The organism is Leisingera sp. SA215, assembly GCF_055902035.1.
The window spans coordinates 17,105-33,504 of record NZ_JBVVXU010000029.1 but is presented as its reverse complement, the minus strand read 5'-3'; the positions used below and the strand labels follow the sequence as shown (position 1 = coordinate 33,504).

Sequence of the window (16,400 nt, the reverse complement as noted above, 5' to 3'; positions counted from 1 at the left end):
ATGGGCGTTTTGGTGGTGTAGAGCTTGGCATGCGCCACCTTGCAATAGGTGTCGACGTAGGTCTGCTGATAGATCCGCCCGACGCCTTTGAGGGTGCCTACATAGAACGTGTCCTGTGACCCGAGATAGCCTGGGTGAGCGGTCTCGATCTCGCCGCAGGCTTCATCGTCCAGCTTCTTCTTTTCCAGCGCCTGCACCTGCGCTTCGGTCAGGATGGTGCCTTCTTCGGCGACCTTGGCCTCCAGTGCCTTGAGCCGGGTTTTGAAATTCGCCAGATCGTGCCGCAGCCAGATCGACCGGACACCCGAGGGCGAGACAAACACACCCAGTTTGCGCAGCTCGTTTGAGGTGCGGGCCTGGCCATAGGCCGGGAAATCAGTGGCGGATTTGATGACCGCTTGTTCCGTGACTTCGTCCACCCGGTTCGCCAGATTGGGCTTGCGCCGGGTGCGCTCGAACAGCGCCTCCACGCCGCCGTCTTCAACCGCCGCCTTATAGCGATAGAATGTGTCCCGGCTGTAGCCCATGACCTGGCAGGCTTTCGACACATTACCCAATTCCTCGGCCAGGTTCAGCAGACCGGTTTTGTGTTTGATGATCTTGTCGGTAGTATTCAACATCGTGGTTTCCTCGTTTTGTGGTTGGGTTTGCACCACCATCAAAACGGGCAACCATCATCTCCTTCAAGAGATGCGCCGCCCCCGTTTCAGCTTGCTGAGAAGGGGGCGGTGTCAGATCACATCAAGACTAATTCACCTTAGCCGCGGCGCGGTCCAGCCCAGTCAGCGACCGCAGAAACCGGCCCAATCCGCCTTCACCTGCCAGATCGGAGATTATGGCATCATCCGCGACTTCCTGTTCGATAAGAATACGCTCAAGCTCATTAATATCCTGTTTTGTCAGCGCTTCGCCACGGCGGACCTTGATTAAGGTAATGTGGTCCCTGTGCTGCTCAATAAAACGACGGACCTTCATCTTGAATCGGGCCTTGTCGACGCCGCTGCCGACCTCGGGCATAGTCATGGGGTTACCCTCACCGATGTCATCCCCAAAGTCAGTGATTACGATTTTGCGTTCAGTTGGCTTGATCAGTTCTGCCAGATGCCGAAGGCGGCGCCGGACGCTTTCCAGCATCTCCGGCGTGATATCTTCCCAGTATGCTTCCGCCTGGATTTCGAGGATCAACTTCAGCTCCTTGGAGACAAGCGGCACGTTGGAAAGCTCTTCAAGCCTGGACGCGAACTTTACGATGCGGTCCTGAAAACGAGTGAAACCGCCTTGCCGCCTTAGCAGCTCCAGCTGCGCATTCAGGATCAGCAGATCGAACTGTTTCGCTGGCAGCTTACCATCGTCATAGGCGGTTGGCAGACCTGCGAGATCCTCGATCAGGGCCATGCGGGCATCGAGGTTCAGCTCCTCCCAGCTAGCGACGTCACGGAACCGCTCAACACTGCGGCGCTTGGCACGCACGATGAAATTGTCGATCGGCATGCCCATAACCTCTTCACGCAGGCGGGTCTTAGTCGCCGCAATCAGACCTTGGTGCTCCTCCCCACTCTCCCCCAAAGCTTCGATCAGCTCCACACGGCTAGTGAACAGCCTCTCGCCTATGGGTTTAGCGCCTGATCCATCCATGACATTCGGGTTCTCCTGGAAAAACTCCAGGTTCTGACAAAAGTCAAAAATGACAAACTGCTGCTTGTCCTCGCCCGGCCCGAACAAATCGGGGCACAGGCGCGTGCCGCGGCCGACCATCTGCCAGAATTTCGTCTTGGACCGTACGATCTTGAAGAAAACAAGGTTTACGACCTCTGGAACGTCAATCCCTGTATCGAGCATATCCACAGAAACTGCGATATGTGGGGCCTTGTCGACCTCCGAGAAGTCGTCAATCAACGACTGCGGGTGGGAGACACTGAAATCAATGAGCTTGGCGAATTCGCCCTTATAGTGGGGATAGTTCGCGTCAAACCGTTCCACGATGAACTGCGCGTGCTTGCTGTTCTTCGCAAAAATGATGGTCTTGCCCAACCGGTCGCCATCCGACACCCTGATCCCGTTGCGCATCAGGTGCTCCAGCACCTTGTCGACGGTATCGATGTTAAACAGCCATTTGTTCAAATCGGCACTCTCGACGCGGTCGCGTTCGGTGCCCTCCTCGTCCCACTCGATGGCGTCCCAGGCCTCTTTTTCCTCTTCGCTCAGTTGATCGTACGCAATGCCTTCGCGCTGGAATTTCAGCGGGACAGAAATCGTGGTGGGCGGCACCAGGTAGCCGTCACTCACGGCATCATCCAGATCATAGGCGTCGGTCGGAACCCCCTTCTCCAGCCCGAACAGCGAGTAGGTGTCTTTGTCGATTTCATCGCGCGGCGTGGCCGTAAGCCCGACCAGCAGGCTGTCGAAGTAGCTGAAGATCGCCCGGTACTTGCGGTAAACCGAGCGGTGCGCCTCATCAATGACGATCAGGTCAAAATGACCAGGTCCATAGCGTTTCTCGCCGCCCTGCATCTCCTCGATCAACCCCATCATCGTCGGATAGGTCGACAAGCAAACGCGCGCGCCGGAGTGGTCGTTCTTCTTCGGATCGTGCCTTTCCAACAGGTTGGCACAAGGGGTTGCAGACAGATGCGCCTTGAATGCGCTATGCGCCTGTTTGACCAGCGCCACCCGGTCCGCCAGGAACAGCACCCGCTTCACACGGTTTGCCCGCATCAGCTGGTCGATCAGGGCAATCACGGTCCGGGTCTTGCCGCTGCCGGTGGCCATGACCAGCAAGGCCTTGCGCTGCGCGTGCTTCTCAAAGGCTTCGCCGACACGCCGGATGGCCCGCTGCTGGTAATGGCGCCCTGCAATGTCGGGATCGACATCCACCGTGGACAAGGCGCGAACATTGTCGCGGCGCTGGTGCAGCAGCTGCAGCTCGTCCTTTTTCAGAAACCCCGAGATCTGCCGCGGCGGATAGGCCAGGTCGTCCCAGATCCAATGCTCATAGCCATTGGTGGTGAAGATCACCGGACGGCGGCCGTACGCCGCCTGCAGACAGTCGGCATATAGCTTCGCCTGATGCTGACCCGTGCGGCCGTCTTTCTTGCTGCGTTTGGCCTCCACCACCGCCAGCGGCTTGCCGTCATCGCCCCACAGCACATAATCAACGAACCCGTTGCCGCTGCTGGTCGGCATCCCGGTGACCGGAAACTCACGGTCCCGCTCTTGGTCCAGCGGCCAGCCCGCCTCGGCCAGCAGCAAATCGATGAAGCTGTCGCGGGTCTCTGCCTCGTTGTAGTCATGGGTGTCCTGCACCGCGCTATTGGCCTTGCGCAGGGCGGCGATCTCGGCGCGAACGGTGGCCAGTTCAGCATCCAGCTTCTGACGCCCCTCCTCCGAGGCCCGCAAGGCTTCCTCGGCCGCCTCTGCCCGCTTGCGCTCAGCCTTGATCTCGCCTTCGACCTTCTGGATCTGGGCAACGGTGCTGGCGGTGATCGTCAGCGACTTCTCCAGCTTGCCGACGTCAAAGCCCAGCGCCGGATCCGGGCGGTTCACCTTGGCGTAGGTGCGTGCAAACCAATAACAGACATGAAACAGCTCCCGCACGCAGGCGGTGGCATCATGGGCGGTCAGCGGCTTGCCCGCATCATGCGCGGCGCGGTTGCCCTGGTCTTTGATATACCGCGCCTTGGCGGTGATCGCGGGGCCGGTCAGCGCCTCCAGGCTGGGTTCCGCGATCATCGCGGCCAGTGTGTCGGTGTAGACGCGCCGCAGAGCCGGGTCGGTGCGGTAGATCCACTTGAGCGCCGTTTCCAGCGTCAGCCGGGCCCAGAAGCACGCGCCGCGCGGATCGGACAGGGCATGGGTTTCGGCCTTGGCAGCATGTTTGTGCAGGACGGGGAAATCTTCGGCGAGAAATGCAAACTGTGTCATGAGAGAATCCAAATAATGCCAGCAGCCTAGGAGCGCGTGGCCCGCCGATCAACCCATGAGAGCGCCGTTCAGTCCGCGCTCTCCAGACTATCATGCACCTGGGGCCGGTAGCCCGCCCGCAAGACAGCAACCAGCGGCGCCGGCGTCAGGACAGTCACCGTGCCCTGTGGCGCATCCCCCAGCGCGCTGTAGCCGTCAAAGCTCCAGCCATACCGCCGCCCCTGCCACAAGAGCTGCGGCACGCCGCCCTCGGCGATGATGGTCCCGTCCGGCAGCTCCGCGCCGTCTGCCTGATGGGTGATCTGGGCCCGCTGCCGGGTGATCCGCGCCCGGTGCAGTGCCCGATCAATGGTCTGCGGCAACGAGCGGCCTTCCTCGGCCCCGCCATGCACCGCCTGCCACAGGGCGATGAATTCCCGGTATTGGTCGCGGCGGCAGGTGGCGCAGGGGCGGTGACCGGCTGCCAGCGCCGTAGCCTCGTCCAGGAAGAACAGCTCGGTATAGCGGCCCGGCGCCATGATCTGCCGCTTGCGGCCCTTGAAGGACAGCGCGCAGGAAACCCAGTTCTGATGAGCATGGGTCTTCAGCACATTTTGCTGATCGTCATGCAGAATGCCCCGGTTGCCCATCAGCGTGCCGCGGGCAGAGGTGGCGTGAAACTGGCCAAAGGGATCGACGCGGTTTTGCAATGTCATCAGCTGGCTCCTGTCAAAGCTCCCCGCGGAAGGCGCGGTGTTGGAGGGAGGCGAAGAGGGCATTTTGCTTCAGAATCACAGCCGCTTTCAAATCGAGCTGATCTCGAACTGAAGCAACCCTTGCCCTGAAAACGCGCTGTAGGGCGCTCGGCACATTTGGGAAAGGTAGCGAAGCAAGTCCTTCGGTGTTGATATTGTATTGACCTGCTGAAGTCTTGCAGCGGTCACGTACAGCCTTGCGCGCGACTCCAGTAGCGAAAAAGGTAGCCGCGAAAACGGGGTCGATCTCATTCTTCAAGCGGGCCCGGATCAGGTATGAAGCAAAGATCCACTCTTCCCCCATACCAGCGTTCGAGACCGAAGCGTGCGAGAAGGCCGCGCAACGGCCTACATTGTCGGGATTCCCGTTCGACCTGACAAAAAGTAGGTCGCCATCTGCAAGCCGAAGCCGATTCAACTCAGCTTCGGTGACTTCAACAGTTTTTATGCTCGTTGTGTCGATCTTTCCCCCAAGAATATTGGGTATACGAAGCGTAGGTGTACCAACCTCACTAGATTTGTTCGATGAGCCATAGCGGAACTCTTGAACTTTATCGCCAAAGCGTCCGAGGGTGCTCTCTTCGAGGGCCGACGCAAACATCTCATGAAAGATCGCCTGGCCGAGGGTGTTCAGCGTGTCGAGGGCGCGGGTGCGGAGGCGGCAGAGCTCTGCGGCCTGATCCAGTATCCCCGCAATCCGCTTTTGCTCCTCCAGCGGCGGCAGGGGGATTTTGAGCGATTTGATGATGCCCTGACTAATATTCGGCTGCGCGCCACCGACGCCGCGCGACACCAGTTCAGCTGCCTTTGCTTGCAGCAAGTGAAACATGTAACCAGTATCAGCTTTAGAAGCGTCCGGGACAACGTGGCATACCGCTTGGTTGGTAGTCGCTTCCACACCTAGTAAACCCACGCGGCCAACAGTGGCACCATACATCGCCACCAATAGCGCGCCTTTCGGAACCAGTTTCAAAGCTGTTTTCTGAAGGGCCTCAGCAGAAACATGTTCATCCGTTGAGCAAATTTCTGTTTCGCGCAATTCGCCAGATTTGACCCACGGAATTGTGCCCTCATAGAACTCTGCGTTCTTCCTTGATGGTGTGGTCCCACTTCCAGTGCGACAGAAGCTCTGCAATTCGACGAGGGGCCAGCTCATCCCAGCATCCCTTCCAGCCGGTCCAGCCCCTCGGCAATCTCACCCTCCAGCGCGCGCAGTTCGGCGATGATCTCGGCCGGGGCGGCATGGTCGACCTCCTCGTGCTCGATCTCCTTGTAGCGGTTCAGCGACAAATCCCAGGACCCGGTGGCGATGATCTCCGCCGCGGGCACCACAAAACTCTGCGCGGTGCGGGGGCGCTCGGCCTCACCCTCCAGCGCCTGCCAGCGGGCCAGGATGTCGGGCAGGTTGTTCTTGGCGTGCTCGCCTTCGCCCAGCGCCTCGGCCGGCCGGGCACCCAGCTTGGCGGCATCCAGCAGCGGCGTGCGCTTGTCATCCAGGCTGAAACCATCCGTCGCCATGTCGTAGAACCAGACGTTCTCAGTGCCCCCGACGCCGGTCTTGGTGAACACCACGATGGCGCAGGACACACCGGCATAGGGGCGGAACACGCCCGAGGGCAGCTTGATGATGGCGTCCAGCTTGTGCTCCTCCACCAGCATGCGGCGGATGTCCTTATGCGCCTTGGAGGAGCCGAACAGCACCCCGTCCGGCACGACAACAGCGGCCCGCCCGCCGGTGCGCAGCAGCCGCAGGAACAGCGCCATGAACAGCAGCTCGGTCTTCTTGGTCTTGACGATCTTCAGCAGATCCTTTGCGGTGGTGTCGTAATCCAGCGAGCCCGCAAAAGGCGGGTTGGCCAAGATCAGCGAATAGGCGCCCGCGTCGCTGCCGTGCTCCTCCGCCAGGCTGTCGCGGTAGGACACATCGGCGTTGTCGACCCCGTGCAGGGTCATGTTCATCGCGCCGATTCGCAGCATGGTGGAGTCGAAGTCGAAGCCGTGGAACATGCCATTGTGGAAATGTTCGCGCTGCTCCTTGCTGCGCAGCATCTGCGGGTGGTGCTCGCGCAGGTATTCCCCTGCCGCCACGAGGAAGCCGCAGGTGCCCGCGGCCGGGTCGCAGATGGTATCGCCGGGCTGCGGCGCCATCAGGTTCACCATCAGCTCGATGATATGGCGGGGCGTGCGGAACTGGCCATTGGTTCCGGCACTCGCGATCTTGCCCAGCATGTATTCATAGACGTCGCCCTTGGTGTCGCGGTCGTCCATCGGGATGTCGTCCAGCATCTGCACGACCTTGGCCAGCAGGTTAGCATTGGAAAAGCCCAGCCGCGCGTCCTTCATGTGGGTGCCGTAGGAGGAGCCCTCCTCCCCCAGCTGCCGCAGGAAGGGGAAGACATGCTCATCGACGATGCGCATCATTTCACGCGCCTCGAAATGCTTGAAGCGAGACCAGCGCATGTTGTCGTAGGGTTCACCCTTGTCATCGCTGCCTTCGGGGAAGATGCGGCGCGACATGGGAATGCCGAGATCCTCGGCCTTGCGCTCCTCAACCGTATGAAGGTCATCGAGCCGCTTGATGAACATCAGGAAGGTGAGCTGTTCGATCACGGACAGCGGATTGGAGACCCCGCCGGACCAGAACGCATTCCAGATCTGATCAACCTGGTTGCGGATGTTGCCTGTGAGCATGCGATGCGCCTCAAATTAAATATTCTGGGGCACGTTATCCGGGGCGGAGGGACATGCGCAAGCCGAGGCAAACCCCGGCGGAACTGCGGCCCTGAGCGGGCTTCCTCGCGCGTGCGCGCGTAACCACCATCGAAAGAGGGCGGGAGGACGAGCGGCCGACCAGAATCGAACTGGCGCACAGAGGGTGGAAACCTCATGCTCTACCACTGAGCTACGGCCGCATTTGGGCTAGTGTTTCATGCGCGACGAAGCCAACAAATCTCGACGTGCCGCACTAGCTGAGTGGCAGCCCTGGCGAACGGGTTACGTCTTGCTACCGTCGCACCAGAAACTGCCGGAGTGGGCGGTCTCGGTATCCACCTTGCCAGCCCTCATTCAAAGCAGAACAGAAATGGCACTCCGTATCAAGGAGTGTCGCTGCAAGGGCGCGCTGCCGCTTTCATGGCGGATTTCGCAGCGGCCCAAGTCAAAGGCCGACCAACGAGGGGTTACCGGAGCGAACTAGGGCGCTTGAGCCGGTTCCAACCGCCTTTCGGCGCGAACGGTACAAACGCGGTTTTACAGCAGCCTATGAAATGTAAAACTTCAGACTTGATCTGACGGACACCTCAGCTTTCTGTGCTGAGAATGGGTTACTGGCTGTCCGATGTCTCGCACGCCCTGATCGTCTTGTCCCTAGCAATATGTACTGTTTCGCGGAAGGTCTGCATAGGCGTCTTGCCGTAGCAGTACCTTCCCGAGTGCGGCCGCTGCTCGTTGCATTTGGCCAGCCAGGCATCTAGGTCCACCTGCAATTCCTCCACCGACCGGTAGAGCTTCTTGCGGAAGGTGATGTCGTAGAACTCGTCCTTGATGGTCCGATGGAAGCGCTCGCAGATCCCGTTGGTCTGGGGGCTGTTCGCCTTGGTTCTCGTGTGGTCCACGTCCTCTACGGCCAGGTAGAGCTGATAGGCATGGTTTTCGACTTTGCCGCAATATTCGGTGCCACGGTCCGTCAGGATGCGCAGCAGGCTGATGCCGTGTTCGGCAAAGAAGGGGATAACCCTGTCATTCAGCAGGTCGGCGGCAGTGATCGCCGTTTTCTCGGTGTAGAGCTTGCAGGCCGCCATCGGGGTCTTCGTGTGGCCCGTGGTTGAAGTCGCCAAACTCCACCTCGACCACACACTTCGATGGCCACCCGGATTACACCGTTGAAGGCGTGGAAATTACACCACGTACGCGGACACTAACCAAATATACTGCACATCTCGCCGGGATACTTCCTCGATCAGCTGAAGATGAATCGATCCTCATCGATGAGGTGGACACCGGACAGGAATATCTCGCTACCTGCATCATCGAACCCGGAAACCGTGATCCCACCGGTGCCGGTTGTAATCTGGATGCCCACATAGCCTGCCGGGATTCCGGAGAACTGAAGCAGGTCTTCTTGGATATCGAACCCGTAAACCGTATCGCTGCCGGAGCCTTCCTGGAATATGAAGGTGTCCGCCCCGGCCCCGCCGGACATCCTGTCATTGCCAGCGTTTCCCTCGAGGGTGTCATTCCCCTTTCCGCCTTGCAGAATATCCCGTCCGGAGCCTCCCCTGAGGCCATCATCGCCAGTGCCGCCCACGAGAAAATCGCTATGGGCTCCGCCGTCCAGGATGTCGTCGTCTGCACCGCCGTAAAGCTGATCCAAGCCTTTCCCGCCATATATATGATCGCCGCCAGAGCTGCCATTCAGCCGGTCGTTACCGTGCCCACCTTGGAGGGTGTCGTTTCCAGTCCCGCCCCCTAGGTGGTCATCACCGGCGCGCCCCGCGACGACATCGCTATTGGCTCCGCCACCCAGGGTATCGTTACCAGCGCCGCCGTAAAGATGATCCAAACCTCTCCCCCCATAGATTTGATCGCCGCCTGAGCCGCCTTTAAGCCGGTCGTTACCGTGCCCACCTTTGAGGGTGTCGTTTCCAGTTCCGCCCACTAGGTGATCATTACCGGGGCGCCCTTCGAGGAGATCACTGTTAACCCCGCCAACCAGGGTATCGTTGCCGGCACCGCCGAAAATCTGATCCAAACCTTTCCCGCCATAGAGATGATCGCTGCCTGAGCCGCCTTTGAGCCGGTCGTTACCGCCTTCTCCTCGCAGGGTGTCATTCCCTTTTTTTCCCATTAGGAGGTCATTGCCATCGCCGCCCATTACCGCATCGTGCCCCCTACCGCCAAGAATACGGTCACTCGCATCAGTGCCCGTAATCGGCGCGACTGGGTCCGGATCGACGGGTTCGGGATCGGGATCGATGGGTTCCCAGTCCTCCGGGTCTGGATCTACCGGGTCGGGGTCTACCGGATCAGGGTCAACCGGATCGGGGTCCACCGGGTCAGGGTCAGCTGGATCTGGATCCGCCGGCTCTGATGGCAGGTCGGACAAGACTGCATCGAGCCCCCTGAAGGTGACATCGATGTCCCCGCTCTCACCCTCCCAGTCGATCGCCTCCGCATAACCGGCATCAATGAAGATCTGCAGATCTTCCCGCGAGCCGATGACATGTTCGGTTCCGAAGCCCCGGAGGGTGATGCGATCGCCTTCGTCGAAGTTCAGATCGACAAACCGGAAGCTATCGCTTTCCGCGGTGCCCGTTCCGTCGATCACGAAGCTGTCGCCGCCCTCGGCGCCGTAGACCTCATCATCCCCGCCGCGCAGGGTCATGTGGTCATCGCCGCGGCTGCCGATCAGGAGATCGTCGTGGTCGCGCGCTTCGTAGGTCACAGGAGCGTCGTCCGGGCGTACCCAGTTCTCCCATTCGAACCTTTGGTCATCCTCGGCCGTAGCCTCGTCCGAATAGTCCTCGAAGGTCTCATGGTGCGTGATGTCCGCCAGATCCTTGCCTTCGAAAAGATGGGTCTGGGTACCGTCTTCGCCTTCATAGGTCACCAGGACGCCAGTATCAGTTTGCACCATCGAAATCAGCCCCGAGCCAACGAGGTGGATCCGCTCGGCGTGCTCGGTTGCCGTTGCCAGCTGCTCAGGCATTTCCTTCAGCATACCGATCTCGACCATGATAGTGTTCGAATAGACATCACCGTCGCCGCGCATCACCTCGGTCTTTTCCAGGGCGTCATCAAAGGCCCCGGTCATGTCGCCGCTGAGGACCTCGAGATCCCCTCTCAGAGCCTCGATTGAAAAACCTCCATTTTCCGGATCTTCATCATAGACCAGCTCGTAGATGTTGTTTGCGGTCTTCTCGAAAAAGCTGAAGTAGTCCAGCAGGACGGAAATCGCATCCCAGGCAGCATTCACCACGATCCCAATAACCGGGAAAAAGGCCGTCAGAATTTTCGTGGCCCCATCCATCAGGAGGTCGATTGCTTCTCCAAGGGCCTTGCCGCCATTCTTGGCCAGGTACTCCCGGTCGGACATGGTGTCCAAATTGATGTAGTTCGCGGTTGCGCTGATGAGCGTAAACGCTTCCTGCAAGCCGCCGAGCATATTCTCCATAAAGCGGCAAAGGGGCCGTTGAGAGCCGCCTTCATGTTCTTGTTCTGCTCGCTTGCCTCCTCCGTCACATCAACGATTTTGACAAATGTGTCCCGGCAGGCCTGGAGGATGTAATTGGCCCCACCTGAAACGAACCCGAGCCCATCCCAATTCTCGTCAAGAAATACATCATCATCGCTATACCGGTCAGTGAAGACTTTCGATGTCGATTCGGTCTGATTTCCGGACCTGTCGGTCGCCTGAGCCTCGAATGTAAGAGCGCCATGAAATGCCTGGTTCGTCCAGTGCAGGTTGGCTGGGCTGTCGAATTTCTCACCCGGGTTGAGCCAGACGCCCGGATTGGAAAACTTGAACTCCTGGAATTCTGAATAGGAGAACGATCGGGTTCCTTCAGTTTCGCCCTCTCCGATATTGAATTGCTGCTTCAGCGCATCAATGCTCGCAAAAACACCTTCCTGGTACTCTTCGAACGAGATACCCCATGTCTCTTCGATCGTGTTGTCGGCGAACAGCTGTTCCATGCCGCTGAGGTCAAGTTCCGCGATGGAAAGCCTGACATTCACGGTCATGACGTCATCATCGGCATCATGGATGTCAAACAGCCGGGACAGCTCCAGGATAGCGCCGCCTTCAACCGCGATATCATTGCCATCGACTTCTGTTGGCTTGGAAAGAAAATCGACACGCGTCCCGCCACCTTCAATCCGGGAAACCGATACGCCATTGCCCTGGTAATCATCGAGGTGGACGGTGATATCAGTGAGGCCATCTGCATTGTAGTCGATGCTCAGCCGGCCCTCGGCCAGCGCTTCGAGATCGATGTCCTTGTACTCGAAATCAACATCCAGGACTTCGATGGCATCCCAGCCAACGATATCCGTAACGTGATCGCCATCCAGCTCGACCGAGGTTCCCTGGAATACATCGTCACCGCCGCCGCCGATCAGCAGATCCTCATGCAAAGAGGCCCGCACCACCTCGTCATTTTCCGTGCCCTCAAGGACCAGGTCGCTCTCCAGCGACAGCGTTTCGCCGTCATGGAATTTGATCCCCTTCACGGCCGGGATGGTTTTCCCGTCCTCATCGAAGTGCTCTTCGACCCGAAGCGAGATGTCCGGTCGATCCCGGAAATAGACCATCAGGTCGTCAGGACTGTCGGCATCCCGCATGAAGCGCAGGTCCGAGGCATTGAAGTCGATGATTGTGACATCCACCGAAGGGCGCGGAGCAGTGCTTCCGCCCGGATCCGGATCCGGGGTTGGCCTAAACACAAAGTCGCCACCCAGGTCAGGGCCAATAATGTAAACCCGATCCGGTGCGGGCATTGGCTTGTTGGGCCCGTCGGGTGGGGTGATTACCCAGTCGAAGATACCGCCTCCGGACGGCCCGCCGCTGGTGTCGTGGAAGTTCTCGATGATCAGCCGGTCGCCGGTCTTATTGCCGTCCTCGTCCAGAAGATCGATGTGCAGCTCTGTCTTGCCGTTCACCTCGTAAAGGGTCATCAGCAGGTATTCGTCCGGGATGTCTGCAAGCATCTCGATGACGCCACCGTCGTCGACGATGCGGTCTTCCCCGGACCCCGGCGCCAGGACATAGGTATCAAGACCTTCACCGCCCTCCAGGACGTCGTTGCCCTCGCCGCCTTCAAGCCGGTCATCCCCTTCGCCACCAGAGAGCGTGTCACTGCCGGCGCCGCCGTCAAGACTGTCCGCGCCTTGGCCGCCGTCCAGGACATCGGACCCGTTCCCCGCCGACACATCATCGTCGCCGCCGCCCGCGGAGATGGTGTCATCGCCTTCGCCGCCATAGACGTCCTCACCGTCGTCAGTGCCCTCGGTAATGCCATCGTCGTCCGAATGGATGTCGGGTGCCCGGCCGGTGACCGTGATGCTTGCTGAGCGATGGTCGTAACGGAACGAGTCATAGATATAGTACTGCAGAGTGAGCTCGACGGACTCGCCGGGAGCAAGATACGAGAATTGGGCGGGGTCAATGGTGAAAAGCCCTGTCTCTGGGTCAAAGTCCCATGTGTAGTCGCTGGCGTCCGTACCTTCCGGACCCTTGAGGCTTCGGATCTGCAGTGTCACTCCGTCCTGGAGGGGGCCGTAAAAATCAAGCAAGGAAATCTCGCCAGTGCCGGTCGTGAAGACGCCGGTCGAAATTTCAGGGTCGGGGATAGCCTCATAAACGCCGAGGTTCACATCCACGGTGACATGGGCGGTTGAGACTTCACCTTCCAAAAACAGGCTGTAGTCAAATTCCAAGCTGAAGTTCATATCTGCGGTGACATCAAAGTCCGCTCCGAAATGGAATTCCAGATCGAACCAGGGATTATCCGCTCCACTGGAGCTGCCAATCATCCAAAGGTCGGCCCATGCACTCGGATAGAGGTTAGAACCTGTGTCGTAGTAGTAGTCGATCGCGAGGTGAAATCCCCCCTGGCCACTACCGAGTGTATACGTATCATAAGGGGGGGTGCCATCCAGCGTTACATTGCTGATCCTGATCTCATCGGGGGTCAGGCCGGTCGGTAAAGCATCATTCGAAAGGATGCTGTAAGTTTCACGGTAGTGCGAGCTGTCGGCAAGCTCAATATATCCGTACCCATCGAGCTCTGAATCATTTCCGATCACAAAGTGATCATCGCGCGCCTCAAACTCCTGACCCATCCCGAACCCCGTCTTTACAATTCGCCAGTCAAAACATCTTCAATCGGAAACGCTAAAGCATTAACATGTTCATTTCCCGCAGCAAGACAGCTTGCGCGTGTTAGTGCGCAAAATTGCACGTAATCCGTGCGCACGCTTATCGACCGCCAAGCGGCGTCCGTGGCCGCCAGGGGGTGGTTTCCGTCGCTTGCCCATGTCGGATCGGAACCTTCCGCCGTGAAGTTTCGGCCGCAAAAGCCGGAAGAGATTTGGTCCCGCGTGCTCGCTGTCGGTAATGCGCTTGAAACTCCGTTACCGCCGCGTGACGAGGTCGTTCTCCCGAATGAGCCGGGCCGTGCGATGGCGCCCGACCTTGCGACCGGCGTCGATCAAGTAGCGGTGGATTCGTGGGCTGCCATAGCTGTCGCTCGTTGGCGAAAATTCTGTGCGGATGTGGGCAAAATACGCCATGTCCTGACGCTGACAGAGGCTGTGTGGGCGGTCACGGGGTGTGTGTTCCAAATACCTATGCATTTGACGATTCCACTCCGGAATCACGCCAACGCCCTCCCCATGCAACCGGCGGACAGGGGGGGGGTACGTCAAAGCTGAGCGCCCGCCTTCGGAAACCCGTCAGCCTCCTATGCGTGCGCAATATCCTGCCAACAAACCTAGTGGCGCCGCCCCCTGAAAGAAATAGCGGGCTGAAAACCCCGCCCGACGACGCCCGCCAAGCGCGGGGATTTTCTTTGATGAGGCCGCGTTCCCGTCTCATGCAACCGGGAACAGTACCACCTTGGACCGTTGCGGAATGCCAAGGTATCAAAACCTGAGAATAGGGCGTTTAGTGGGGCTAAAGTACAAGCGAATGACATAAGCGCCTGAACTACCTGCATTTCTTGATGAAAAGTGGTGCCCGGGGGCGGAATCGAACCACCGACACGAGGATTTTCAATCCACTGCTCTACCCCTGAGCTACCCGGGCACGGGAAGGCTTATCGCCTTGGGTGGGGGCCTTCTATGACGTGCACGCGGCGGTGTCCAGAGGGTTTTTGAAAGAAATTCACTAATGCCGGGTTTGAGGTGTTTTTTCTTCCGCAGGAAATATCTCCCGCGCTTCTTCCGGAGCGTTTTCAATATCTTCCGGGTCCAGACTGGGCACCGCATAGGTGCCGTTCAACCATCTGCAGAGGTCAATATCAGCACAGCGTTTGGAGCAGAAAGGCCGGTGTGCCCTCTGCGCCTCCCCGCCGCAGACCGGGCAACTCATTTCAAAACCTCCCGCAGGGCGATGCGGCTGCGCTTACGCTGCATTTCGAAGTGGCCAAGATTGGTCCAGCCGGCCAGTACCGTCTCCTCTGACTCGGATCGGACAGCCGCCCGCAATGCTGTTTCAAAACCGCGGCGGTCCTTTTTCGGCATCGGCGCAAGGTCCAGTACAATCTGTCCGGCCAATCCGCGCACCCGCAAGGCTCTGGGCAATGCTTTAGCGGCAGCCATATTGGCTTTGATACCGGCCGCCAGCGACGTGTCGGACCCCGTATTCACGTCCACAGCAACCAGCGCACGGGTCGGCTCGATGAACAGGAAGCCGCCGCCTGGCAGCGGCTCACGGATGCCCAGAGCTATATCCAGCGCGTCCAGCACCCCCAGACGCTCAAAGCCGCCGGAACCGCGTTCTATGTCCGCCGGCTCCACCCAGTCGCGCCAGGCCAGAAGATGCGGCGTGTCGCCCTCGGCCAGTACCTCAGATTCGGTCCCTTCGTCCTGCATCACCTGCATTGCCAGTGCCGCCATGGCAGCGACGTCTTCGGCGATCTCCCCGCTGTCCGCCCCGGCGCAGGCGGAGCGCAGGATCAGCCCATATCCGGTTTCGCCCATTTCCTCATGCGCAATTTCCAGCAGGCGGTCGCGCTCGTCTTCGTCGCGGATGCTGCGCGAAATGTTCAGGCCCGGCGCCTCGGGGGTCACAATGGCGTAACGGCTTTTGAACAGCAGTTTCTGGGTGACCGGGATCGCTTTGCCCGGCTCGGCAATACCGGAGACCTGCACCAGAAGCATCTGTCCGGGCGCCAGCCCCTTGACCTGACGCAGGAAGGCCGGCCCGTCAGGGGTGGTCAGGAACATGCCCCCCTGCCCTTTCACCGGCCGGTCGGCGCGGGCGCGGTAGATGGTACCAGGCGACGGTGCGTCGCTGTCGATCAGGAAATCCTCCAGTTTTCCATCCACCATCAAGGCAGCGGCTTCACGGTCCTGGATATGGTCGAGGATGATAGTGCGGCCCTTCATGCGGCAGCCTCCTGATACAATGGCAGCCCGGCGGCGCGCAAAAGGTTGGCGGTCTCAGACAACGGCAGCCCGACTATCCCCGTGAAGGAACCGCTGATCCACGGGATGAATGCGCCGGCGGGGCCCTGAATGGCATACCCTCCGGCCTTGCCTTCCCAATCACCCGTCGCGAGATAGGCGTTCAATTCCACGTCCGACAGGTTTTTCATCTTTACCTGGCTGACCACGTCCTTTTCCCAGACCCGATCGCCGCGGCGCACGGCGACTGCGGTAATCACCCGGTGGCGGCGGCCTGACAGGGCCAGCAGAAACTCTGCCGCCTCCCCCGCATTGCGTGGTTTGCCCAGAATGCGGCGGCCCAAGGCCACCGTCGTATCAGCACACAGAACCACATCCTTTGTCCCCGCGGGGACAGCTTCAGTTTTTTCCCTCGTGACCCGCACGCAATAGGCCCGCGGCAGCTCATTCTTCAGCGGAGTTTCGTCAATTTCCGGCGGGCGCACGCAGTCGGGATGCACCCCGAGCTGCGCCAGTAGCTGCAGCCGCCGCGGGCTGCCCGATCCCAGAATGAACTCCATACCGTGGCCCTTCTACCTGTTTGCGCCTGTCATACGGTGAATACCGGCAGCGGGAAAG

At 59.5% G+C, this 16,400-nt stretch carries 11 protein-coding genes, 2 tRNA genes and 1 pseudogene; all 14 read right to left on the bottom strand.

The genetic code is table 11. The features are described 5' to 3' along the window. Positions 1-620 (bottom strand): helix-turn-helix domain-containing protein (locus tag AC0KW6_RS20310; RefSeq protein ID WP_474035008.1); only part of this gene is annotated, 620 nt, incomplete at its 3' end. Positions 621-747: 127 nt separating this feature from the next. Further along, the gene (locus tag AC0KW6_RS20305) at positions 748-3,921 is read right to left on the bottom strand and encodes a DEAD/DEAH box helicase family protein (RefSeq protein WP_474035873.1); all 3,174 of its coding nucleotides are present in this window, start codon (positions 3,919-3,921) and stop codon (positions 748-750) included. Between the two features lie 68 nt (positions 3,922-3,989). Then, on the bottom strand, positions 3,990-4,616 hold the full coding sequence (locus AC0KW6_RS20300) for a hypothetical protein (RefSeq protein ID WP_474035872.1): 627 nt from the start codon (positions 4,614-4,616) through the stop codon (positions 3,990-3,992). A 13-nt stretch (positions 4,617-4,629) separates the two neighbouring features. After that, complete coding sequence (locus tag AC0KW6_RS20295) at positions 4,630-5,811, bottom strand: restriction endonuclease subunit S (protein WP_474035871.1); 1,182 nt, start codon at positions 5,809-5,811, stop codon at positions 4,630-4,632. Next, complete coding sequence (locus AC0KW6_RS20290; protein WP_474035870.1) at positions 5,808-7,346, bottom strand: type I restriction-modification system subunit M; 1,539 nt, start codon at positions 7,344-7,346, stop codon at positions 5,808-5,810. Before AC0KW6_RS20290 ends, AC0KW6_RS20295 begins: the two co-directional genes overlap by 4 nt. A 150-nt stretch (positions 7,347-7,496) precedes the next feature. Continuing rightward, a tRNA-Gly gene (locus AC0KW6_RS20285) sits at positions 7,497-7,567 on the bottom strand. Positions 7,568-7,978: 411 nt separating this feature from the next. Further along, positions 7,979-8,467, bottom strand: a pseudogene (locus AC0KW6_RS20280) (integrase core domain-containing protein); the annotation flags it as partial. A gap of 146 nt (positions 8,468-8,613) precedes the next feature. Beyond that, positions 8,614-10,290, bottom strand: a complete 1,677-nt coding sequence (locus tag AC0KW6_RS20275; RefSeq protein WP_474035875.1) for a calcium-binding protein — start codon at positions 10,288-10,290, stop codon at positions 8,614-8,616. Between the two features lie 392 nt (positions 10,291-10,682). Continuing rightward, positions 10,683-13,496 carry a calcium-binding protein gene (locus tag AC0KW6_RS20270; protein ID WP_474035869.1) on the bottom strand — a complete coding sequence of 938 codons (2,814 nt, stop codon included), beginning with the start codon at positions 13,494-13,496 and terminating at the stop codon, positions 10,683-10,685. Positions 13,497-13,787: 291 nt separating this feature from the next. Next, entirely contained in the window at positions 13,788-13,946 is a 159-nt protein-coding gene (locus AC0KW6_RS20265) for an IS3 family transposase (protein ID WP_474035868.1), read from the bottom strand. Between the two features lie 439 nt (positions 13,947-14,385). Further along, positions 14,386-14,460 (bottom strand) — tRNA-Phe (locus AC0KW6_RS20260). 81 nt (positions 14,461-14,541) lie between these two features. Further along, on the bottom strand, positions 14,542-14,745 hold the full coding sequence (locus AC0KW6_RS20255) for a DNA gyrase inhibitor YacG (protein WP_323782075.1): 204 nt from the start codon (positions 14,743-14,745) through the stop codon (positions 14,542-14,544). Beyond that, a complete protein-coding gene (locus AC0KW6_RS20250) occupies positions 14,742-15,764 on the bottom strand; it encodes a ribonuclease E/G (protein ID WP_323782078.1) in 1,023 nt (340 codons plus the stop codon). Before AC0KW6_RS20250 ends, AC0KW6_RS20255 begins: the two co-directional genes overlap by 4 nt. Then, positions 15,761-16,342: a Maf family protein gene (locus AC0KW6_RS20245; RefSeq protein WP_323782081.1), complete on the bottom strand. Its 582-nt coding sequence runs from the start codon at positions 16,340-16,342 to the stop codon at positions 15,761-15,763. The genes AC0KW6_RS20250 and AC0KW6_RS20245 overlap by 4 nt, the downstream gene beginning before the upstream one ends. Positions 16,343-16,400 lie beyond the last annotated feature (58 nt).